Annotated in this window: 15 protein-coding genes and 1 pseudogene; 13 read left to right on the top strand and 3 right to left on the bottom strand. The window is 71.3% G+C overall.

Annotation, left to right across the window (positions count from 1 at the left end; all coding sequences use genetic code 11):
- The first annotated feature begins 3 nt into the window (after positions 1 to 3).
- The 10 genes from AC0666_RS17130 to AC0666_RS17085 all read left to right on the top strand — a co-directional run bounded on the left by AC0666_RS17130 (position 4) and on the right by AC0666_RS17085 (position 11,802).
- Positions 4 to 261, top strand: coding sequence for a hypothetical protein (locus tag AC0666_RS17130; RefSeq protein WP_053788474.1), 258 nt, complete (start codon positions 4 to 6; stop codon positions 259 to 261).
- Positions 262 to 381: 120 nt separating this feature from the next.
- Complete coding sequence (locus AC0666_RS17125) at positions 382 to 2,493, top strand: MMPL family transporter (protein WP_478707855.1); 2,112 nt, start codon at positions 382 to 384, stop codon at positions 2,491 to 2,493.
- A 98-nt stretch (positions 2,494 to 2,591) separates the two neighbouring features.
- Complete coding sequence (locus AC0666_RS17120) at positions 2,592 to 3,242, top strand: DUF4097 family beta strand repeat-containing protein (RefSeq protein ID WP_478707854.1); 651 nt, start codon at positions 2,592 to 2,594, stop codon at positions 3,240 to 3,242.
- A 324-nt stretch (positions 3,243 to 3,566) separates the two neighbouring features.
- Positions 3,567 to 5,303, top strand: coding sequence for a fatty acyl-AMP ligase (locus tag AC0666_RS17115; RefSeq protein WP_478707853.1), 1,737 nt, complete (start codon positions 3,567 to 3,569; stop codon positions 5,301 to 5,303).
- Positions 5,300 to 6,898, top strand: coding sequence for an acyl-CoA dehydrogenase family protein (locus tag AC0666_RS17110; RefSeq protein ID WP_468971209.1), 1,599 nt, complete (start codon positions 5,300 to 5,302; stop codon positions 6,896 to 6,898). The genes AC0666_RS17115 and AC0666_RS17110 overlap by 4 nt, the downstream gene beginning before the upstream one ends.
- 142 nt (positions 6,899 to 7,040) lie before the next feature.
- Complete coding sequence (locus AC0666_RS17105) at positions 7,041 to 8,156, top strand: hypothetical protein (RefSeq protein ID WP_468971207.1); 1,116 nt, start codon at positions 7,041 to 7,043, stop codon at positions 8,154 to 8,156.
- 17 nt (positions 8,157 to 8,173) lie between these two features.
- Positions 8,174 to 8,449, top strand: a complete 276-nt coding sequence (locus tag AC0666_RS17100) for an acyl carrier protein (protein WP_468971206.1) — start codon at positions 8,174 to 8,176, stop codon at positions 8,447 to 8,449.
- An 8-nt stretch (positions 8,450 to 8,457) separates the two neighbouring features.
- The gene (locus AC0666_RS17095; protein WP_468971204.1) at positions 8,458 to 9,864 is read left to right on the top strand and encodes a condensation domain-containing protein; all 1,407 of its coding nucleotides are present in this window, start codon (positions 8,458 to 8,460) and stop codon (positions 9,862 to 9,864) included.
- A 17-nt stretch (positions 9,865 to 9,881) separates the two neighbouring features.
- Positions 9,882 to 11,048, top strand: coding sequence for a M20/M25/M40 family metallo-hydrolase (locus tag AC0666_RS17090; protein WP_468971202.1), 1,167 nt, complete (start codon positions 9,882 to 9,884; stop codon positions 11,046 to 11,048).
- A gap of 37 nt (positions 11,049 to 11,085) precedes the next feature.
- Positions 11,086 to 11,802 carry a thioesterase II family protein gene (locus AC0666_RS17085; RefSeq protein WP_468971201.1) on the top strand — a complete coding sequence of 239 codons (717 nt, stop codon included), beginning with the start codon at positions 11,086 to 11,088 and terminating at the stop codon, positions 11,800 to 11,802.
- Positions 11,803 to 12,058: 256 nt separating this feature from the next.
- Here AC0666_RS17085 and AC0666_RS17080 read toward each other — a convergent pair whose 3' ends face one another.
- Positions 12,059 to 13,888, bottom strand: a complete 1,830-nt coding sequence (locus tag AC0666_RS17080) for an AfsR/SARP family transcriptional regulator (RefSeq protein ID WP_468971431.1) — start codon at positions 13,886 to 13,888, stop codon at positions 12,059 to 12,061.
- A gap of 288 nt (positions 13,889 to 14,176) precedes the next feature.
- On the opposite strand from AC0666_RS17080, the gene AC0666_RS17075 reads away from it, so the two are divergent.
- Complete coding sequence (locus AC0666_RS17075) at positions 14,177 to 14,362, top strand: hypothetical protein (protein ID WP_468971200.1); 186 nt, start codon at positions 14,177 to 14,179, stop codon at positions 14,360 to 14,362.
- Between the two features lie 202 nt (positions 14,363 to 14,564).
- Here AC0666_RS17075 and AC0666_RS17070 read toward each other — a convergent pair whose 3' ends face one another.
- Positions 14,565 to 17,597 (bottom strand): AfsR/SARP family transcriptional regulator, encoded by a 3,033-nt coding sequence (locus AC0666_RS17070; RefSeq protein ID WP_478707852.1) that lies wholly within the window; start codon positions 17,595 to 17,597, stop codon positions 14,565 to 14,567.
- A 545-nt stretch (positions 17,598 to 18,142) separates the two neighbouring features.
- Positions 18,143 to 18,633: pseudogene (locus AC0666_RS17065) on the bottom strand (hypothetical protein); the annotation flags it as partial.
- Between the two features lie 267 nt (positions 18,634 to 18,900).
- On the opposite strand from AC0666_RS17065, the gene AC0666_RS17060 reads away from it, so the two are divergent.
- The gene (locus AC0666_RS17060) at positions 18,901 to 20,688 is read left to right on the top strand and encodes a fatty acyl-AMP ligase (protein ID WP_478707851.1); all 1,788 of its coding nucleotides are present in this window, start codon (positions 18,901 to 18,903) and stop codon (positions 20,686 to 20,688) included.
- Positions 20,682 to 22,484, top strand: coding sequence for an acyl-CoA dehydrogenase (locus AC0666_RS17055; protein WP_468971194.1), 1,803 nt, complete (start codon positions 20,682 to 20,684; stop codon positions 22,482 to 22,484). Before AC0666_RS17060 ends, AC0666_RS17055 begins: the two co-directional genes overlap by 7 nt.
- The last annotated feature ends 72 nt before the right edge of the window (positions 22,485 to 22,556 follow it).

Raw genomic sequence — 22,556 nt, 5'->3', positions numbered from 1 at the left:
AGCATGTACGGGGCAAGTTACGCCGCGGGTGCCTGGACGAGCTCCAATGACAAGACGCTGCTGACCGTGATCGCCGTGGTGCTCGTCGCTGCGGCCTTCGCGGCGGTGAAGATCTACCAGGCTCGCGCCGCGGCCAGCAAGGACGGCTACCGCGAGCTGTTGGAGCAGATCAGCGAGCGCCAGGGGCAGTTGGTCGGCGAAATCAACGACATCAGGGTCCGTCTCGACTCCATGGAAAAGATGATGCGCGAAGTCGAGTGACCCGGCGGGAATCCCGGACCGCAGGGCGGCCACCCGAGGTCCGGGCCCCGCGCCACCAGTGAAGTCCTGATGTGCGTCATCCCTCCCATGGAAAGAGACCCCGTGTCCTTAGTAGAACGAGTGTTCAGCGCGCTCATGCCGTGCGGTCGCAGGTCGAAATGGCTCGTCCTTGCCGCCTGGCTCATCCTCGCCGCCGTCGCCGTCCCCCTTGCAGGCCGCTTGGCCGGCGCCCAGAAGAACGAGTTCACCCAGGCGCTCCCCTCGGGGGCCCAGTCCACCGCAGTGGCAGAACTTGCCGATCGGTTCGCCGGCGGCGACGACCTGTCGGGTGTCGTCGTCTACGCCAGGGACGGCAAGCTCACCGACTCCGACCTCGCCAAGGTGAACGGCGACCGGGCCCGGATCTCCGCGCTCACCGGCCGCACCGTGCCCGCCGCGATCCCGGCGGAGGACGGGAAGGCCCTCAGCCTCCCGGTGATCCTCGACGGAGATGCGAAGCCGCGGGACATCAAGGAGGTAAGGATTCAGGTCGAGGACCACCTGCCCGACGGCCTGGAGGCCCGGCTGACCGGCGCCGCCGGCGACAAGCTCGACTCCACGGACGCCTTCGGCGGCGTCGAGACCACACTGCTGTACGTCGCCGCAGGAGTCGTCGCCCTGCTGCTGCTCCTCATCTATCGCAGCCCGGTGCTGTGGATCCTGCCGTTGGTGGTCGCGGGTGTGACCGCCGAACTCGCCAAGGCCGTGGTCTACCTGCTGGCCGTGCACGCCGGGATGGTCGTCAACAGCCAGGGCGCCGCGATCCTCCTCGTCCTCGTCTTCGGTGCGGGCACCGACTACGCCCTGTTGCTGCTCTCCCGCTACCGGGAGGAGCTCCGCGCCCACGAGGACCGCCATGACGCCATGAAGACGGCCCTGCGCAAGTCGTCCACCACGATCGCGGCCTCCGCTGCCACCGTGTGCCTGGCTCTGTTGTGTCTGCTCGCCGCCGAGCTCAAGTCCAATCGGGCGCTGGGCCCGGTCGCCGCCGTCGGCATCACCTGCGCCCTGCTCGCCACGCTCACCCTGCTGCCCGCACTCCTGGTCCTGTGCGGCCGCTGGATCTTCTGGCCGCTGGTACCCCGCCACAACGCCCCCGTCGCCGACAAGCCCACCCTGTGGGCACGCATCGGCACCGGCGTCACCGCCCGCCCCCGCGTCTCCTGGGTCGCCGCTCTCCTTGTGCTGGGCGCCCTGGCCATGGGCAGCATGGGCGTCAAGACCGGCCTGGACTACAAGCACATCTACCGTACTGAGACCGGTTCCGTGACGGGCCAGCAACTGCTCGCCCGGCACTATCCCGGTGGTGCGGCCCGGCCCGCCCGGGTGATCGTCGATGCCGAGGACGCCGCCGAGGCCGCGAAGCGGCTCCGGGTCGAGGGCACGGCCGCGGTTCAGCAGCCCCGCCTGTCCACCGACGGCGAACTCGCCTCCCTCTCCGTCATCCTGTCCGACGCCTCCAACAGCCCCGAGGCACAGGACACCATCGACCGGATGCGTGCGGCCGCGGCCGCCATTCCCGAAGCCCACGTGCTCGTGGGCGGCAACACCGCGGCGACCCTCGACGTGGCGCGTGCCCAGGACCACGACCGCAAGGTGATCATCCCGCTGGCGCTCGCGGTCACCATGCTGGTCCTGATCATCCTGCTGCGCTCCCTGTTGGCTCCGCTGATCCTGGTCGGCGCGGTCGTGGTCTCGTACTTCGCCACCCTCGGCGCCAGTTGGCTGCTCTTCCGGCACGTCTTCGACTGGCCGGCCGTGGACACGTCGCTGGTCCTCTACGGGTTCATCTTCCTGGTGGCGTTGGGTGTCGACTACACGATCTTCCTGGTGGACCGGATGCGCGAGGAGGCGGCGCACGGCACCCCGCGCGAGGCCGTACGCCGTGCCTTCGCGGCCACCGGGGGCGTGATCCTCAGCGCGGGGACCGTTCTCGCGGCCACCTTCGCCGTCCTCGCGGTGTTGCCGCTCGTCGCCATGGCCGAGATCGGCGTCATGGTCGGCCTGGGGGTACTGCTGGAGGTCCTGTTGGTGATCACGGTCCTCGTACCCGGCCTCGCCACGGACATCGGCCGCCGCTTCTGGTGGCCCAACAAGCTCGCCCGGCGCTCCAAGGGCGCCACTGACCTGCACGTAGAGAAGAACGATAGCGACGAAGCGCAGGCTCCTGCGGGGGGCCCTGTCCGAGTATGAGGAGCAACATCATGACCACCGACCGCCGCCACGCCCTGATACCCGCCGCTCTCGTCGCTGGCCTTCTCTTGACCGGATGCTCCGATACGGACGGCGACATGAAGAGCACCACTGCCGACGCCACGGTCTCAGAGGCCGTCACCTCGGTCGAGGTCACCGATGCCCGGCGCGGCTCCATCAGCATCACGCCCGGGGAAGGCACCGGGGTGACCGTCCACCGTACCGTCCACTACCGCGACACCGCGGAACCCAAGCCCACGCAGCAGGTCACCGGCGGAGTGCTGACCTTCACCAACGGCTGCGACAACTGCTACATCGACTATGAGTTGAAGGTTCCCTCCTCCGCCAAGGTCAAGCTGGAGAACAGCAGCGGTACGGTGTCCGTCACCGGCGTCGCGGCCGCCAAGGTCAAGACGACCTCGGGCTCCGTGAAGGCCGAGAAGATCGCCGGGCCGCTCGACGTCGAGACCTCCTCCGGCACCGTGACCGGCACCGCTCTGGCCGGCCCGAGCGCCGAGGTCCGCACCGACTCCGGCAGCACCCGCCTGGAGTTCGCCGCGGCGCCCTCCTCGGTCACCACGGACACCGGCTCCGGCAGCATGACGCTGAAGGTCCCGGGCGGTCCGTACAAGGTCGACGTGACCACCACCTCGGGCAAGCGCGAGGTTCGGGTGCCCAGCGACCCGGCCGCGAAGTCCTCGATCACGGCCAAGGCGTCCTCGGGAGACGTGGAGATCTCCTCCTCCTGAGCGGCACCACCGCCCCCAGAAACCGCCGCCCCGCACTCGGTGTCCCCCGTCACCCTGTGCGGGGCGGCCGCATGTCCGGACGCTCTTCGTAGGAACGGCATGGGCGCCGTATAGAAGTGCCTCGCACCATGCAGGGGTCATCACGACCAGCCCCGGCCTTGGAAAGTGCGAGGCCGCCGAGCGGCCACTCGGCGGCCCACAGAGGTGTACCACCACGCCGACCGGCGTGCCTGATGTGCGTACGTACCTCCTCGGCACAGGGGATCATCCCGCACGCCCTCATGGCAAGCGCGGAGCACGCCCCGGAGAGAGGACGACCCAGCCATGCCCGCCGATTTCATCGACACCGTCATGGGCCACGCCCGCACGGCCCCCGACCGTGCGGCGTTGGTGCACGTCCGCTACCGCGCCACCGGGCTCGTCGAGGAAGCAATGACCTACGCGGAACTCGACGCGGCAGCCCGCACGGTCGCGATCCGGCTCGGCGAGCACTGTTCCCACGGCGACCGGGCCCTGCTGCTGTACCCGACCGGTGCGGCCTTCGCTGCCGCGTTGTTGGGCTGTATGTACGCCGGTGTGGTACCGGTGCCCTCCCCGCTGCCCGAAGGAACCCGCGGACGCCAGAGCCGCACCACCAGCATCGCGCTCGACACCGCTGCGACGATCGTCCTGACCGACGCCGCCAACCTGGCCGACGTCACCGGCTGGCGTGACCGCGACGGCCTCGACGCCTTGCCGGTGCTCGCCTCGGACACCCTGACCGCCGATGCCTCCGAACACGCCTCCTGGCAGCGTCCGGAGGGTGAGACGCTCGCCTTCCTCCAGTACACCTCGGGCTCCACCAGTGACCCCAAGGGCGTGATGGTCTCCCACGACGCGCTCTTGGCCAACCTCACCCTGATGCGGGACGGTATGGTGCTGGACAGCTCCACCCGCATGTGCAGCTGGCTGCCGATGTACCACGACATGGGGCTGATCGGGCTACTGCTGGAGCCGCTGTTCCTGGGCACCACGGTGTACGTGATGTCGCCCATGGACTTCCTCAAGCGCCCGCAGCTGTGGCTCCAGATCATCTCCACGCACGGCATCGAGGTCAGCAGCGCGCCGAACTTCGCGTACGACCTGGCCGCCCGGCGGCTCACCGACGCCCACATCGCCGGACTCGACCTGTCCCGGTGGCGGATCGCCTGCAACGGCGCCGAGCCCGTCAATGCCTCCACCCTGGACCGGTTCGCCGCGAGGTTCGCGCCGGCCGGATTCAAGCGGGAGGCGCTGCTGCCCTGTTACGGCATGGCGGAGACCACCCTTTTCGTCGCGGGCACGCCCGTCGAGCAAGCCCCGGTCATCACGTCCGTTGATCCCGCCGCCCTGGAGAAGCACATCTTCGACCCGGCGGACGGCGGTCTGAGCCTGGTCAGCAGCGGCCGGGTCGAGGGTTTCGACATCCGGATCGTCGACCCGAAGAGCCTGCGGACTCTGTCCGACGGCCACGTCGGCGAGATCTGGCTGCGCGGAGAGAGCGTTGCCCGCGGCTACTGGAACAACACCGAGGCCACCCAGGACATCTTCCGCGCCCGTACCGCCGAGGGGGCGGAGGGCTTCCTGCGCACCGGCGACCTCGGCGTTCTCGACGAGGGTGAGCTCTACATCACCGGCCGTATCAAAGAGATGATCATTCTCAACGGCCGCAACGTATATCCCCACGATGTCGAGCGCGAGATCACCACGGGGCACGACGCGTTCGCCGGTCTCGCCGGGTGCGTGTTCACTGTGCCCGCGCCGGAGGAGGAACTGGTCGTGGTCCAGGAGGTCCGCGCGGCCAGGGACGAGGACCTCGCCACACTGGCCGCCCTGGTGCGCGACCTGGTGGGGGCCTACCTGCAGACGCGTGTCGCCAACGTCGTGCTCATGCGTCCCGGCAAGGTGCGCAAGACCACCAGCGGCAAGGTCCAGCGCACCCTGATGCGCCGGCTCTTCATGGACGACGCCCTGGAGTCCCGGCTCCAGGATCTGGATGCCCCGGTCCGGGCCCGATACCGCGCGGAGGTGTCGGCGGTATGACGCTCGCCTACGACCCGGTCGCTCTGGCCGACGCGTTCGAGCGCGCCCTCGGCGACCCCCGCGACCCGGACCGCGCCTTCTCCACCTCACGCGTCCTGGAGCTGGACCGCGCCGAGGAATTCCCCGAGGACATCGTCGCCGAGCTCCACGCGCGCGGGCTCGGCGCGCACTACGTGCCCGAGGAGTACGGCGGCCGCCTGAGGAACTACGAGGAGCTGCTCCAGATCGTGCGTCGCGTCGCCGCCCGCGACCTGACCACCGCGATCGGGCACGCCGCGACCTACCTGGGGGCGGTGTGCACATGGGTGGCCGGCACTCCCGAACAGGCCGTCCTCACGGGCAGGGAAGTGATGGCCGGTACAGTGCATTCCTTCGGTCTGACCGAGCGGAACCACGGAAGCGACATCCTCGCGGGGGAGCTGACGGCCGCGGCCTCACCGGGCCGCTACCGCCTCGACGGCGAGAAATGGCTGATCAACAACGCGACACGCGGGTGCCGGCTGTGCGTGCTGGCCCGCACTGAGGCCGACGGCGGAAGCCGCGGGTTCAGCCTCTTCACCGTCGACAAGCGTGATCTGCCACCGGACACCTACCGCACGCTACCCGCCGTCCGCACCCACGGCATTCGTGGCACCGACATCAGCGGCATCGCGTTCACCGGCGCGTCCGTGCCCGCAGGGGCCATGATCGGGGCCCCCGGTGAAGGCGCCGAGATCGTGCTCAAGAGCCTCCAGCTCACCCGCACGCTCTGCGCAGCGCTCTCGCTGGGATCGGCGGATCACGCCTTGAGGCTTGCGGTGGAACACAGCCGGCCCGACGAGGACCCGGAGGCGGCGGCCGTCCTGGCCGACGCGTACGCCGACCTGCTCACCGTCGAGGCGGTGTCGACGGTAGCGGCCCGCTCGCTGCACGCGCTCACCGGGGAACTGAGCATCCTGTCCGCCGTCGTGAAGCACTTCGTGCCCACCACCGTGGACGCGATGATCGAGCGACTGGCCGGGGTGCTCGGGGCGGAGGCCTACACGGCCGACGGCGCCTTCCAGAAGGTGGCCCGCGACCACCGCATCGTCGGCATCTTCGACGGCAACACCGTGGTCAACCTGCTGGCGTTGGTCAACCAGTTCGGCATGCTCGTGCGTGGTCGGCGCCGCGGCACACTCGACGAGGCCGGCCTGGCAGCGGCCACGACGCTCCGGTCCGCGCCCCCGGCCTTCGACCGCGACCGGTTGAGCCTCATGTCACTCGGTGGCTGCACCCTCACCCAGGCGCCGCTGGACGACGCGGTGCCCCACGTTGCGGAACTGCGTCGGATCTCCGACACCCTGCACGACGAGATGGCGCGGATGCGCCCCTCGGCCCGGGATACCCGACCGGAGGCGTTCGACCTGGCCGAGCGGTACACGCTGCTGTTCGCCGCCTTCGCGTGCGCGCAGCTGTGGTCGCACAACCGCGACCGGTGGCCCGACACCAGCCGGCTGGGGGTCATTCTCGCCCGGCTGCTGGCCCGCCTCGGCCACCCGGTCGAGACCGTGGGCACAGACTCCCTGCTGCCGGAGCTGCTGCGACGCTACGACGGGGGAGAGGCGACGCCATGAGCGCGACGACGGCCGTGCCCAGCCTGCCCACGAGACCGGTGGTGCATGCGGCACGCCCGCAGGCCCGTTTCGGGCACCCGCCCACCACGCCGGTGGAGCTTTGCGAGCCGCTTCCTGTCCACCGGCCCGAGGAGGCCCCCCGATGACTGCTGTACTCGCCGAGAAGCGTCTCGGTGATTCGCTCGACCCGGCCAACCCACTGGGCTTCGACGCCATCCTGGCGGCGGACGAGAGGCGGGAGCCGTTCACGGCCGCCGACGACGTGTTGCGCGGACCGCTGGCGCAGCGATCGGGCCGGGAACGACTGGTGGAGCTCGGACGCGCTGTGTTCCGCCGGGACACCGCGCTCGCCGCCCGGCTGGGCGTGCCCGGTCTCGCCGCGGCCCACGGCCTGCCGCGCCCTCCGCAAGCCGCCCCGTTCGCGGTGGCGGCCGATGCCGGACTGCGTGTGGCCGACGGCATCTTGAACGGCCGCGCCCATGTGCTCGGCCCGGACCCGCACGGCTACGCGGTGCTCGGGCTACGGACCGACGACGGCACGCCGGCCCGGCTGCTGCTCGATCTGTCCACGTTGCCCTCCGCGCACGTACACCGTGGTCCCGCGCGGAAGTTGATCGCCCTGGAGGGCAGCGTGGTGGCGGAGTACACCTTCCACGGATGCCCGTTGCCCGGCTCGGGAGTATTGGATCTGTACGGGCCCGAGGTCCCCGCGCTGCTGTCCGGCATGGCGGTGGGGGCCGTCGACAGCCAGCTGCGCGTCGCGCTCGACTTCGCCCACGGCCGGATGCTCTACGGGCGCCGGGTCACGGACATCCCGCACTCGGGAAACCTGCTGGCCGGCATCTTCCTCGACGTGCTGATCTGCGACGGACTCGCCGGCCTGCCCGGAACCTCCGGCCTGGTCCACGATGTCGTCAGGCAGGCCGGGAACGAGCTGACCGTGCTGCTCGGCGCCCGCTCGTACCTGCGCGAGGGCCCGCACGGCATCTTCCAGAAGCAGCTCCGGGACCTGCCCGCCCTGCTCCACCTTGCGGCCCTGCCGGACACCTCGGCCCCCGCACGCCTGCCGCGTGAACTACCCGCCCCGGACGGCCTCGCGGAAGCCGTACGGCGCCGGCTGGGTACTCGGTTCGGCCACCGGCCGCAGCCCCTCGACGACACCACCCGCAGGCGGGTCCTGGACGAACTGCTGGCCCGGGCGGATGCCGGGCTCACGTTCGACTTGGCCTGCACCGCGCTTCCCCGTACAAGAGCCTGATCAGGAGTACGCCAACCATGACAGACACCGCTGACAGAACCGCCCCCGTCACCGCGGAGGACATCCGCGACTGGCTCGCGGACCGTGTTGCCTTCTACCTCGAGGTGTCGGCCGACAGCATTCCCCCCGACGTGAAGTTCGTCGAGATGGGTCTGGACTCGGTCTACGCGATGACGATGTGCGGCGACATCGAGGATCGCTTCGAACTGGAGGTCGAGCCGACCATCGCCTGGGACCACCCCACCGTCGCCGCGCTGACCGCGCATCTGCACGACCTGCTGGGCAGCCGATGACGGCCGGCGTGTCCATCGGCCAGGAGGCACTCTGGTTCCTTCACCGGATGGCGCCGGACAGCTCGGCGTACAACGTGGCCGTCGCCGTGCGGATCCGCACGACGTTGGACCTGGGCACGCTGCAGCGGGCCCTGGCCGCCACGGCGCAGCGGCACGACATGCTGCGATCGTCGTTCACGGAGGACGACGGCCGGCTCCGGCGCGTGATCACTGCCTCCGCCCTGCCGGAGCTGTGCGTGCGGGAGGTCGGTCGGCTCGATGACGCCGAGCTGCACTCCTTCGTCCGATCGCTGAGCACGGAGCCGTTCGATCTGACCCGCGCCGCCTTCCGGGCCGACCTGATCCGGCGCACCGCTGACGACGCCGTGCTGCTGTTGACGGCACATCACATCGCGACCGACGCGTACTCGCAGGGCATCGTCCTGCGCGACCTGCTGGACGCGTACGGTGCGGGTGGCACCACCTCGTCCGCCAAGCCGCTGAGGCTGACCTGGAACGATCACGTGGCAGCCGAGCAGGAGCTGCTGGCCTCGCCGCGCCGGGCCGAACTGGAGGCGTACTGGCGAGGCGTGTGTGCGCGCGCACCAGGTGTGCTGGACCTGCCCACGGACCGGCCACGACCGCCCCGGCAGACCTTCGAGGGCGACACATACGAGCTGCGGCTGCCGGACGACTTCACCGCCCGGCTGCGCGAGGCGGCGTTCGGCGCGGGCGTCACGCCGTTCGTCCTGTTGCTGGCCGCCTTCCAGTCCACCCTGCACCGGCACAGCGGCCAGGACGACTTCCTGGTCGGCTGGCCCACGACCACGCGGGCCGGCCACAAGGCCGGCAACCTGGTCGGCTACTTCGTCAACTCACTCGCGCTGTCGGCCCACTTCGACCGCTCGACGACCTTCACCGAACTGTTCCACTCGCTCGACGAACAGATCAGGCAGGGCATCGGTCGCGTCGGGTACCCCTTCGCGCTGCTGCCCAAGGCGCTGGGTCTGCCGCACGATCCGAGTCGACCACCGATCACGCAGGTGGCCGCGACGATGGTGACGACGAACCGGCTGGACCCCCTGGCCGACCTCCTGGCCACCGGCGAGGCGGCGGGGTTGGAGCTGGAGGTGGCAGGGCTGCGCCTCACCCCCTTCGACGTGCCCCAGCAGGAGGGGCAGTGCGAACTGTCGGTCGAATTTCTCCAGAGCACCACGTCGTTGCGGATCTCTTTTCGCTACCACACCCGGCTCTTCGACCGGTCTGCCATCGGGCGCCTCGCCCGCCACTTCCAGCGGTTCACAGAAGCCGCGGTCGCCGACCCGGACCGCCGCGTCGCGGACGTCTCCATGGTCGACGCGGCCGAGCTGGCCCGGCTCGTCTCCCTCGGTTCCGGTGCCCGATCCGAGCTCACGTCCCAAGGCGGTGCCCACTGATGCCCACGCCCACGACCATGACTACGGCCCTCGACAGGGTCAGCATCTCCGAAGAGCGGTTCCTCGACGACCTGGCGCACTTCGCCTCGATCGGCGGCAGGCCCGACGGCGGCGTCGACAGGGTGGCCGGTTCCGCGGCCGACGTGGCGGGCCGGGCGTGGTTCGCCCAACGCATCGCCGATGCCGGCCTGGTCCGGCACGTCGACGCCATCGGAAACGTCTTCGGAACGGCGCCGGGCTCCGAAGGCCCGTACCTGTTGATCGGCTCGCACACCGACACCGTCCCGGCGGGCGGGCGGCTCGACGGCGCGTACGGAACCATCGCCGCGCTGGAGATCCTGCGGGCGCTGCACGAGGCGGGCCACCCGGCGGCGCGGTCGCTGCGTATCGTCGGCTTCTTCGACGAGGAAGGCGCCCGTCCGGAGTCGACGGGCGGGTTGACCGGGTCGACCGCGTTCTGCTCCGGCGAAGGCATACGCGACATCTCCGCCTTCCTCGAGCTCCACATCGAGCAGGGCCCGCGCATGGAGGCGGCCGGAACGGAACTCGCGGTGGTCGAGGGGATCGTGGGAGTCCAGCGCTTTGCGGTGACCTTCTTCGGCGAGACCAACCACGCGGGTACGACGCCCATGACCGGTCGCGCCGACGCCGGTCGCGCCGCGATGAAGCTCGCGAGCCGTGTACAGCCGATGGTCCTGGGCATCGACCGGGACATGGTCATGAACATCGGTTTCATAGAGTTCGTACCGGGTGCGCCCAACGTCGTGCCCGGTGAGGCCCGTCTGGTCGTCGAGTGGCGGTCGGGCTCGCCCTACGCGCTGGCTGAAGCCACCCGCGAACTCGAGGCGCTCGCCCGCTGGACGGCCGCAGACGAGAACTGCACCGTCTCGGTGGAGCGGATCTCGGACAAGCGGATCACCGAATTCGACCCGGCGTTGTGCGACACCGTCGAGCAGGCCTGCCGCATCACGGGTGGTCGCCTGGAGCGGCTGCTCAGCTACGCCGGGCACGACGCGAGCGTGCTGGCCCAGTACGTGCCGACGGCCATGCTGTTCGTGCCGAGCAGGGGCGGGGTGAGCCACTCGCCCAAGGAGGACACCTCGGACGCCCAGCTGGTGCGCGGCTGTCAGGCCCTGCTCCAGTCGGTGATCGTGTACGGCGCGTGCGACGCAGATGCGCGTTGACCGACCGGCGGCTCACGTCGGCTCTTGGTTCCCGGCGGTGGCCGGTGCTCCCGCCGAAGGGCTGCCGCTGCTGTGCCTGCCGCACGCGGGCGGCGGCGCCACGGCGTACCGCACCTGGCCGGACGCCCTCACTCCGTACGCCAGGGCCGTGCCCGTTCAGCTGCCGGGTCGCGAGGACCGGTTCGGGGAGCCGCCGGTGAGGTCGGCGGCGGTGCTCGCGGCGCAGCTGGCGGACGCCGTGGTCTCCCATCCGGTGACGCGGGACGGGTGCGCCCTGTTCGGGCACAGTATGGGCGCGCTGCTCGCCTTCGAGCTGGCGCACGAACTCATCGCGCGCGGTCGGCCGCCCGTCCACGTCTTCGTCTCGGCCTACCGAGCGCCTCAGCTGCCGAGACGGACCCGGGACGTGCATCTGCGCGACGACGCGAGTCTGCGTGACTTTCTCACGGAACTGGAGGGGACGCAGGCCGAACTGCTGGCGCATCCGGAGCTGCTGGAGGTCCTGCTCCCTGTGATCCGGGCGGACTTCGAGCTGTGCGAGACATACCGGTACCGGCTCCGGCGCCGGTTGGACGTGCCGGTCACAGCCCTTGGAGGCCGGCACGACGCGGGCGTACCCCCCGAGGACCTGGACGCCTGGGCGGATGTGTCGGGAGAGCGGTTCGCAGTCGATCTGTTCGACGGCGGGCACTTCTACCTGCGCCAACGGCAGGCGGCCGTGCTGTCCGTCGTGGCGCAGGCGCTGCGGGGCTGACAGCGCGCGTGACCGGACGCGGACACCGGCGCCCACATCCGGGCAGGCCTGACGGCTTCTCGCCGTCAGGCCTTCGTGCGCCGGGGCGGGTCGTCAAAGCAGCGCCGGCAGCGCCCGCGGTGTCCGGGGCCGTGCCTCGCGAGGCGGAGGGGCGCCCGAGTACTGGACGTACTCGGGCGCCCCGACAACGCGGTGAGGTGCGGTGCCGGACAGTGCCGGCCCGGCGGGGCTTTGACGATCCCGCCCTAGGACCGGGTCATGCCGCTACGAGCGCGGGCATCACCGGTTGCGGACAGTGCGCCATCACGCACTGCGCGTGCAGCAGAACCAGCCGGTGGAAGCGGTACTCGACCGGGCCGACCGTCTCCAGCATGGCGCCGTCGGCGAGTTGCTCCACCAGGTCCTCGGCTCGGGCTGTGGGCAGGCCCAGCGCCGTGGCCGCCGCCGGCGCCGTGAACGGCTGCTCGCCCAACACGGACAGGCAGGCCAGCTGGTCCCGGACCTGGCCACCCGTACGTGCCAACCAGCTCCGCAGCGACCGGTCAAGGTCCAGATCGCCGAAGCGCAGCTCCCGCAACCGTTCGGTCGGCTCCGCGAGCCGCTGGGCCAGGCGGGCCAGGGGCCAGTGCGGCCGGGACGCCAGCCGTGCCCCGGCGATCCTGAGTGCGAGAGGCAGCCCGGCGCAGTGGATGACGATCTGCGCGGCCGCCTGCGGCTCAGCCGCCATCCGCGCGGCACCGACGATGGTCCGGAGCACGGCGAGCGACTCGCGCTCGGGCATCGGCTCCAGAGCCAGAATGTCAGGGCCCACGACCGCCGCCAGGTGTGCGTGCCCGGTGACCAGGACGACGGTGTGTGGGCTGGCGGGCAGGAGCGGCGCCAACTGCGCGCCGCTCACACCGTTGTCCAGCAGCACGATCAGGCGGAGCCCGGCGGTGTGGGTGCGGTAGAGCCGCACCAGCTCGTCGAGATCGTGCCGGACATCCTGCGCCGGCTCGTGGCCGAGGGACCTCAGCAGCCGGATGAGCACCCCGCGCGGGTCCTCGGGAGTGCCGTCGGAGGCGACCAGGTCCGCGTACAGCTGGCCGTCAGGGAACCGCTCGCGCATGGCGTGTGCGGCGCGCACGGCGAGAGAGGTCTTGCCCACACCCGCCATGCCGGTGATCAGCAGGCGGCGCGCACCCGCGGGGTCACCTCCGGGCTCGTCCGCCGGCGCCAGAAGGGCGGTCACCGCCTCCAGTTCGCGCGTCCTGCCGACGAAGGCGGCCGTGTCGGGCGGCAGCATCGCGGGGACTTGCCGCGGCGCCGCAGGCAGTGCGGCCGTGCCGGTACCGGCGGTCGTGGGGCCCGTCGGGGGTGAGGCGACCGCGGTCCTGGGCGACGCCCCGGGGCCCGGGGCCGCGTGCCCGGCGACGGCACCCTGGAAGTCCAGGGTGCCGCGGAGCACGGCCTCGTGCGTGGTGGTGAGCTCGCTGCCCGGGTCCACTCCCAGCTCCTCGGCCAGCACGGTACGGCCCAGGCGGAAGACGTGGAGCGCGTCGGCCTGCCGACCGCACCGGTAGAGCGCCGTCATCAACTGGGCCCGCAGCCGCTCCCGCAGCGGGAAGTCCGCAACCAAGCGCGTGAGCTCCGCGATGACCTGCTGGTGCCTGCCCAGTGCGAGATCGGCCTCCATGCGGTTCTCCAGAGTCGCCGCGTGGCCCTCGTCCCATTGCGGGCCCTCCTCCGCCGCCAGGAACTCGGTGGCATTGGAAAGTACGGGCCCGCGCCACAGTTCCAGCGCACTGCGCAACAGCGTTCGCGCTTCCTCGTAGCGTCCTGCCCGAAGGGCTTGTCGGCCGAGCCGGTCGAGTCGGTCGTACTCCACCACGTCGACGCGGGAGTCGCCCGTTTCCAGTACGTATCCGGGAGCCCTCCGGTGGATGGCGATTTCCGGTTCCAGCAGCTTCCGAAGCCGTGATACGTGTGTGTAAATCTGAGCCTTCATGGTCGTCGGAGGGGTCATCCCCCACAACAGCGTGCTGAGCCGAGCGTCCGGCACTACTTTCCCCCTGGCCAGCAGTAGAGCCGCCAGCAATGTGTGCATCTTCGTGCCCGCGAGGTCGATGCGTTGGTCATCGCGCCGTACCTCGACCGGGCCAAGCAAGCGGAAATCCATGGTTCCCCGTTCAACTACATGGTCCTGCAACCTGCCAATGCTAACCAGTCCCGGTGTTCTCTCGATTTTGTCTTGATTTCATTGATCGACGAACAAAAAAAATAGAGGCTCCATAGAACCTCTTCCTATCTTTCTCTCACACACCGACCGGTGTAATCCGGCGTTAGGCACGGCCGGATCGCGCGAACGGGTCACCACGCCAGAGGGGGAAGTCCGATGAACGGAACCCGCACAACCACGGGAGTCACCATGCTCGGCCTCGTCACGGGTATCGCACTGTTGCTTGGTGCGGCAGCCGCAGCGAACACGACGGGGCCCGGAGGCACATCGGCCCCGATCGTCGTCACGGCTTCGGCCCAGGTCGGCATCGCCGGCCCTGACCAGGACTTCCCCTGGAACTAGTGCTGTGACCGGACAGGTCCACCGGGTCGCGCCGCCCGGCACGGCACCTCGCTGCGTTGTCGGACCGCGCAAGTACGTCCAGTACGAGCCGCGGGCCTCCGCCTTGCGATGCACCGCACCGGACAACGCGACCCGGCAAACCTTCCCGGCCACAGCACTAGGCCTTTCCGATGAGTTCCGACGGGGCTCGCGCCCCGGGGCCTCAGTGGACCCTCGTGCTCCGGTCGCCCGGTTCCTCCAGCAGCTTGGCCAGTGTCGTGGCCGGGACCGGTACGCCGGGCTCGGCGGCCTCCACGGCGCGGAGCAGGCGTTCGGTGCGGTCCTGCCACACTTTCGCCCCCAGTGCGGTCAACGTGTTCAGGGCGCCGCCGATGCGCCGCGCCGCGCCCGGGTCGCCCGCCACCGCGTCGATGCAACCGAGGTCCGCCTCGATCCGGGCGATCAGGAAGTCGTCGGCAAGCTCGTCCGCGATCTCCCGGGCGCGGCCCAGTACGGACTGCGACTCCACGAACTCGCCGGTCCGCCACAGGGCATCGCCCAAGGCGCGCAGGGCGTAGGTCTCGCCGACACGGTCGCCTCCTTCCTGCGTCAGCTCCACCACCCGGCGACTGGCGGCAGCCGCCCTCCCGGGCTCACCGCTGCGCAGCAGCACCTCGGCGAGCCAGTGCAGGCTCTGCGCTTCGGCTCGCCACAGCCCACCCTCCCGACTCTTGGCCACCGCGCGCTCGCTGAGCTCGACCCCCTTGGTGAGGTTGCCACGCTCCACCTCGATCTGCGCGAAGAGACCCATGGCGTGAGCCGCCTCACGGGCGTCCCCGAGGCGGACGAAGACTTCCATGGCCTCCTCGACGTACCGCGCGGCATGCGCGAGGTCGCTGCGGAAGTGCGCACAGATGGCCAGCAGCCGGAGCACTTGGGCGCCGCCGTGCGCGTCGCCTGCCTGCCGGAACAGCTCCAGGGCGGACATCAGCGACTCCTGGGCGCTCAGGTAGCGGCGCTGGTTGATGGCCAGCGAGCCGAGGGAGCGCAGCATGGCCGCCTCCCCTTTGGCAGAGCCTGCGCGCCGGGCGGCCACGAGGGACTGTTCGGCGCAGCAGCGCCAGTCGTCCAGGTAGTGGCGGGTCTCGAAGACCGGCGTGGCGCACGCCGTGAGTGACCAGCTGAACTCCGCCAGGCTGCTGCCGACGTCGCTCTGCGCCGCCTGGGCCACGACGGCGACGATGGCCTGGCGCTCCGTCTCGAACCAGTCCATGGGAGTACGCAGGAGCTCGTCCAGCAGCGACCGCGGCAGCTCGTGGCGACCCACGGGTGCGATGCGCGGCGTGGTCCCACCCTCCGCCCGGCGATGGGCTTCGTCGGCCAGCGTGATCCAGCCGCCGAAGGCCCGGCGCAGGGCCGAGCTCCTTTCGTCCTCACCGTCCTCGGCCAGGGCGAGCTCCCGGGCATACAGGCGTGGCAGGTCGTGGAAGCGGTATCGGGGCGGGTGCCCGGCCCGATGCTGAACGGCCTCCAGCAACTGCGCGTCGACGAGTTGCTCGATGAGGTCCTCGGCCTCCCACAGCTCGGTGTCCAGGAGCGCGGCGCCCACCCAGGAGGCGAACTCCGGCACCTTGAGCAGGCCAAGGCAGCGGAACATCCGCGCCGCGGCCGGCGGGAGGTGCCGGTAGGTGAGCCGTAGCCCGGCCCGGATGCCGCCTTGGCCGGGGCTCAGTTCGTCGAGGCGGCGCCGTTCGCATTCCAGCCGCTCCACCAGGGAGCGCAGAGTCCAGTGAGGGCGTGCCGCCAGCCGGGTCCCGGCGATACGCAGGGCGAGCGGCAGCCGGTCGCAGAGTTCGCTGAGACGGGCTGCGGCCTCCGGGTCGGCGGCGAACCGCTCGGGCCCGGCCACTTGGGCGAGCAGGGCGGTGGCCGCGTCCTGTTCGAGGACCCGCAGCGCGATCCGGCGTATGGCGAAGTCGCCGGTCAGGTCGTCGATCGGATCCCTGCTCGTGATCAGAACGCAGCACCGACCGGTCCCGGGGAGGAGGGGGCGAACCTGCTCGAACGACCGCGCGTCGTCGAGCAGGATCAGCATCCTCTTGGTTTCGAGCACGCTCCGGTAGAGGGCGGCCCGGTCGCCGAGGTCGGCGGGGATCCGCGCGCCGGGCACCCCGAGTGAGTGGAGCAGCCGCTCCAGCGCCGCCTCGGGCGGTACTGGCTCGTCTGTCTCGTGGTACCCGCGCAGATTGATGAAGAGCTGGCCGTCAGGGAAGCTGGTGGCGGCCTGGTTGGCCCAGTGGACGGCGAGGGCCGTCTTGCCCACGCCACTGACACCGGAGATGGAACCTATGGCGGGCGGACGGGCCCCGTGACTCTCATCCAGCAGACGGTCGAGACCGCAGAGCTCTTCTTCGCGGCTGGAAAAGGCCGCGACACTGGCCGGAAGCTGCGCAGGGACCACCGCCATCGCGGCAGGCGTCGGAAGACCGAGCGGCGGTGCCAGTTCCGGCGCGTCCTGGAGGATCAGATCGTGGATCGACCGCAGCCCCGGGCCGGGCTCCAAGCCGAGCTTGTCCACCAGGATCGCGCGCCCTTCCCGGAAGATCTCGAGCGCGCGGGCGCGGTTTCCCGACCGGTACTCGGCGAGCATCAGCCAACTGCGCGACTGCTCCCGCAATGGGTGCTCACGCACCAGCGCCGTCAGTTCGCCGATAAGCGCCCGATGCCGCCCGAGCTGCAACTGCAGTCCGGCCCGCTCCTCCAAGAGATCGAGCCTGAGATCCTCCAAGCGGGTCGCGGTGCTCTCCGCGGGCTCGCCGACGATGCCCTCCAGCGCGCGTCCCCGCCACAGGCTCAGCGCCTCGTCGATGTGCTTGCACGCCTCGGCAGGCTGTCCCAGCCGAGCAGCCTCCCGTGCCCGGCTCGCCCGTTCCTCGAACTGCGCGATGTCCAACTGATGTTTGCTGAGAGTCATGATGTAGCCGGGGTGCGAGGTGACGATGAGATCGGCGGCGCCCGCGGCGTCCTTGAAGAGCCTGCGCAGCGCGCCGACGAGGATGGCGATCTGGTTCCGTGCGGTGACGGGCTCATTGCCCTGCCAGACCGTGGCGATGAGACGCTCGACCGAAACCACCCGGTTCCGCGCAAGGAGCAGCGTGGCCAGAACGGTTCGCTGGCGGGAGCTGCCGAGGGTGAGGATCCTTCCGTCGACCTGGACGTCCAGCGCTCCGAGTAGTCTGAACACGATGTCACTCACAGCACGGGCCCCCCGACTCGTTCGTGATCGTGGTTCGTGATCACGATGCCCATTGTGTGCAGGCGTTGCGCGCACGGCCCATCCGCATCGCCGATGACATCCGGCCATTCAGCCTTGTCCTCGTATACGAGGCGAGGCATGCCAGGCCTGGCCTGGGCGGGGTGGTGATGGCGCTCTCCAAAGCCCTGCACACCGTGCTGTATCGGGGTATCAGAAAAGGCGTGACCGGGTCGACTTGATATCTGCCTTCACGGGTCGCGGCGCGGGGAGATCCAGGCCCGTGGGCGTCGGGCGGCCGCGGCCCGTTGATCGAGAGGCGGGTCCGAGGAAGCCTCGGTCACTCGGCAGCCTTGGCACCGTCCGATGCGGCCCGCCCCGTGGATCTCGGCGTTGACGGTCATGCGGTCTACGCGGGTGTCCCCGTGGCCGGTGCGCGGGTGCGCGACGCCCGCCTCGGCGAGCAGGATGTCGCCGAGCGAGGTCTTGACCCGGCACTCGCCGAGCGGCCCCTCGCCGGCCGGGTCGCGTGGCGCGCCCGGCGGGCCGGGCCGGTCCGCCGGCTCCAGGGCGATGGCCACATCCCGTACGAGCCAGGCGTTGACGGACAGCCCCTCCTGGCCTGCGGCGTCCCCGACCCGGGCCTTGAGGTGCCGGGAGGTGGAAGTTGATCCCGGCCGTGGCGCTCTCGCCGCCGTCACCGGGAGGTGGCGCCACCGGTGGCGCCACCTCGCGGGCGTCGTCGCGGGTGCTCTCCGAGGTCGGCGGTGCTGTCACCACGAATTCGGGGTCCAGCCCACCCGTACACCCTCGGAGGCGGGGGCCAGATCGCGAGTGGTCTCCTCAGTGGCGGCGGAGAGCGCGTTCAGGCGAGTCAGGCGCGCGGCGGACTCCAGGGGGCGGTCAGCCGCTCGGCCAGGGCGCGCGCTTCGTCCCCGCCGGCGTGGGCGGCGACCGCGAACTCACGGCGGAGGTGATCGACGTAGGGGGCATGTCCCTGGACAGGTAGTGACACCAGGAGGGCGCCATGGCAAGTCATTGTGGCGTTGTTGTGGCGCCGCGACACCCCGGGTGCGTCATGGTGTCGCCGCGTGGCGCCTTCGCGGCCGGGATGTCGAAGTGCCCCGTCCAGGACGAGCGGCGTCCCGGGCCGTCGGCGCCGGGGGAGAGGCGGATCGAGACCTCGGGCGGTACAAGCGGTTCTTTAGAGGTTTGCTCGAGCATGGGTCGGGTTCCAGCAGCGGCGCCAGGGGGAGCAATGCCGAAGCCTTTTGATGTGTTTGAACTGCCGACCTTTGGCGAAGCGTTGCGTGCGCAGGCGGGGCGGCTGGGGGAGGCCGTTGCGCATGTCGAGATCGGGGAGCGGGCGGGGAGCGGGCCGCGCCGGCTGACCTACGGTGAGCTCGACCGGCAGGCGCGCCGGATCGCTTCCCTGCTGCAGGAGCGCGGCGTCGAGGGCGAGCCCGTGCTGCTGCTGTACGGCTCGACCACCGATTTCCTCACCGCCTACGCGGGCTGCCTGTACGCGGGCGCCGTCGCCGTGCCCGCGCCGTTGCCCGGGGCGGGGCCGCGGGGGCGGCGCAGCGACCGGGTCAGTGCGGTGCTCCGGGACACCGGGGCGCGGTGGGTGCTCACCGAGGCCGCCGCCGCGCCGGAGGTGTCGCGGTGGCTCGCCGACTCGCTGACGGAGGGCGTGTCCTGCCTGGCCACCGACCTGCCCGGGCTGGGTGACGCCGAGGCCTGGCGGCCGGTGCGCACCAGACCGGACGACCTCGCCTTCCTCCAGTACACCTCGGGGTCGGTTTCCGATCCGCGCGGGGTGATGGTCAGCCACCGGAACGTGATGGACAACCAGCGGCTGCTGCGGCAGGTGCTGCGGACCACTGGGGAGGACCGGTTCGGCAGCTGGCTGCCGCACTTCCACGACATGGGCTTCATCGCCCACCTGCTGCACCCCCTCCTGCTCGGCAGCCTCTCCGTCCAGATGTCCGCCACCGCCTTCGTGAAGCGTCCGCTGCGCTGGCTCCAGGCGATCGAGGAGTACGGGGTGAGCGTGGGCGGCGGGCCCAACTTCTGCTACGACCTGTGCGTCGAGCGGATCTCCGACGAGGACATCGCCCGGCTCGACCTCTCCCGCTGGCGCCTCGCCCTGAACGGCGCCGAGCCGGTGCGCGCGAGCACCATGGACGCCTTCACCCGCCGCTTCGCCCCGGCCGGGCTGCGCGCCGAGGCGCCGTACCCCTGCTACGGGCTGGCCGAGGCGACCCTGTTGGTCTCCGCCGGGACCCCCGGGGCGCTGTACACGGCGAGCGCCGTCGACCCCGCCGCCCTGGACCAGGGCCGGTTCGCCCCCGCGGGGCCCGTGCCTTCCGCGTACGCGCGCACGCTGACCGCCTGCGGCCCCGCCACCGGGTACGACCTGCGGATCGTCGACCCCGAGAGCCGCAGCGAGCTGCCGCCCGGCGCCGTCGGCGAGATCTGGCTGCGCGGCGACAGCGTCGCCCAGGGCTACTGGCGGCGGCCCGCCGAGACCGAGCGCACCTTCCGGGCCACGCTCGCCACCGGCGAGACCGGCTTCCTGCGCACCGGCGACCTCGGCACCCTGGAGGACGGGCGGCTGTACGTCACCGGCCGGCTCAAGGAGCTGATCATCCTCAACGGCCGCAACATCTACCCGCAGGACGTCGAGTGGACCGTGCGCGGTACGGCCCCCGCCCTCGGCGGCGGTGTCGGCGCGGCCTTCTCCGTGGACACCGGGGGCTCCGAGCAGCTGGTCGTCGTCCACGAGGTCAGGGCGTCCGACAGCGACGCCGCCGGTCTGCGGACGCTGCTGCGGCGGATCCAGGACCGGGTCGGGGCCGAGTTCAGCATCCCCGTGGGCAATGTGCTGCTGGTCCGGGCGGGGGCCATCGCCCGTACGACGAGCGGCAAGATCCAGCGCACGCTGATGCGGACGCTCTTCCTCCAGGGCGCACTGCACGCCGACCACGAAGTGCTCGACCCCGCCGTGGCCGCCCTGGTCCGCTCCCGCGGCATGGCGCTCGGCGAGGACCTGCTGCGGCCGGAGCCCGCAGGGGGCGGCGGCCGGTGGTGAACCGCCTCCTCGCCCGCGCCGCCCAAGCCGCCCCCGCCACGGCCCGTACCTCCGCCCCCGCCCGTACCCCCGCCCCGGACGGCCTTCCCGCCCGGGCCCGTGCGGCCGGGCTGGAGGCGGCCTTCGGCGACCCCGGGGACCCGGCCAACCCCCACGGGTACGCCCGGTTGGTCGCCGCCGACCGGGCCGCGGAGCGCTTCACCCCGGGCGAGGAACTGCTCGACTCCCACCGGGTGTTCGCCGAGTTCGTGCCCGTCTCCCTCGGAGGGCGCCTCGCCTCGTACGAGGACCTCGTCGCCGTCATGCGGCCGGTCTTCCGCCGCGACGTCGGCCTCGGCATGGGCTACGGGGTCATGAGCTGGATGGCCGCCTCCGACGTGTGGATGGCGGGCACCGAGCAGCAGCGCACCCAGCTGGCCGCGCTGCTGCTGGACGGCGGCAAGGCCGCCATCGCGCAGCACGAGACCGCGCACAGCAACGACTACGTGCGCAGCCAGGTCTCGGCCCGCCCCGGCCCGGACGGCGGACTGCTGCTGGGCGGGGCCAAACCCGTCATCAACAACCTCGAACGGGCCCGTGCGCTGGTGCTGTTCTGCCGCACCGACCCGGAGCCCGGGAGCGGCAGCCACTCGGCGCTGCTGCTCGACCCGGCCGCCCTCCCCGCGGACCGGGTCACCCTGCTGCCCCGCCACCTCGCCGTGGGCCTGCGCGGCTGCCGGTTCGCCGGGGTGGAGTTCGACTCCTGCCCGGTGCCCTCCTCCGCCCTGCTCGGCCCGCTCGGCAGCGGGGTCACCACCGCGCTGCGCTCCTTCCAGCTCAGCCGTACGGTCATCTCCGCCCTGGCGGTCGGAGCCGTCGACACCGTGCTGCGCACGGCCGTCGGCTTCCAGGCGCAGCGCTCCATGGCCTTCAGCACGCACGGGCCGGACACCGACCGGGCCTTCGCCGCCACCACGGGTGCCTTCGTCAACCTGCTGCTCTACGACAGCCTCGCGGTGGTCGCCCTGCGCGCGCTGCACCTGTTGCCCGAGCAGACCAGCGTCTACTCGGCCGCGCTCAAGTACCTGCTGCCCAAGGTGCTCACCGAGACGATGTACGACCTCTCGACGGTGCTCGGCTCGGCCATCTACACCTGCGAGGGCACACTCGGCATCTTCCAGAAGCACGTCCGGGACGTACCGGTGCTCAGTCTCGGCCACGCCGGCTCCGCCGCCTGCCAGGCCACGGTCATCCCGCAGCTGTCGCGGCTCGCGGAGGACTCCTGGTTCCGGGAGGCGGAGCCGCCCGCGGCGCTGTTCCGGCCCTGGGACCCGCTGCCGGTGCTGCCGTCCGCCGACCGGCTCAGCCTGGCCTCGGGCCGGGACGCCCTCAGCGCCTGCCTGCCGCTGATCGGCGCCGACATCACCGGCACCGACCCGGCCGTCCAGGCGCTGGCCGGGCTGGCCGGCGTCCTCACCGGAGAGCTGCGCGACCTGCGCGACCGGGTCCGGGCCGCCGACCGCGACGGCTCCCGCACCCTGCCGACCGCGGCCGGCTTCGCGCTGGTCGACCGGTACGCGCTGCTGCTGGCCGCGGCCGCCGTGCTCGGGGTCTGGCGGCACGCGGCCGACGGCGGGGACCCCTTCCTCGCCGACGCGTCCTGGGCGGCGGCCGCCCTGCACCGGGTGGCGCGCCGGCTCGGCGCACGGGTGCCCGCCCTGCCACCCGGATGCGAGACCCGGATCCGGCACGAGACGCAGATCAGATACGGCGCCCAACACAGCTACGACCTCTACAACACACCCGTGTGCGGCTGACCGCCGGCCCCGGCGCCGTGAGAACGGCCCCGGCGCCGTGCGTACGCCGCCGCACACCGAAGGAGTGCACGC

This window comes from Streptomyces sp. NPDC043680 (assembly GCF_056436685.1).
The sequence above is the reverse complement of the archived record's forward strand: the minus strand, read 5'-3'. Positions and strand labels throughout refer to the sequence as shown.

What these genes read in the sequence shown, in the direction of transcription:
- AC0666_RS17130 (WP_053788474.1), top strand. Translation starts at nt 4, where the DNA reads ATGTACGGGGCAAGTTACGCCGCGGGTGCCTGGACGAGCTCCAATGAC.
- AC0666_RS17120 (WP_478707854.1), top strand. Translation starts at nt 2,592, where the DNA reads ATGAAGAGCACCACTGCCGACGCCACGGTCTCAGAGGCCGTCACCTCG.
- AC0666_RS17115 (WP_478707853.1), top strand. Translation starts at nt 3,567, where the DNA reads ATGCCCGCCGATTTCATCGACACCGTCATGGGCCACGCCCGCACGGCC.
- AC0666_RS17110 (WP_468971209.1), top strand. Translation starts at nt 5,300, where the DNA reads ATGACGCTCGCCTACGACCCGGTCGCTCTGGCCGACGCGTTCGAGCGC.
- AC0666_RS17105 (WP_468971207.1), top strand. Translation starts at nt 7,041, where the DNA reads ATGACTGCTGTACTCGCCGAGAAGCGTCTCGGTGATTCGCTCGACCCG.
- AC0666_RS17100 (WP_468971206.1), top strand. Translation starts at nt 8,174, where the DNA reads ATGACAGACACCGCTGACAGAACCGCCCCCGTCACCGCGGAGGACATC.
- AC0666_RS17090 (WP_468971202.1), top strand. Translation starts at nt 9,882, where the DNA reads ATGACTACGGCCCTCGACAGGGTCAGCATCTCCGAAGAGCGGTTCCTC.
- AC0666_RS17080 (WP_468971431.1), bottom strand. Translation starts at nt 13,888, where the DNA reads ATGCACACATTGCTGGCGGCTCTACTGCTGGCCAGGGGGAAAGTAGTG.
- AC0666_RS17075 (WP_468971200.1), top strand. Translation starts at nt 14,177, where the DNA reads ATGAACGGAACCCGCACAACCACGGGAGTCACCATGCTCGGCCTCGTC.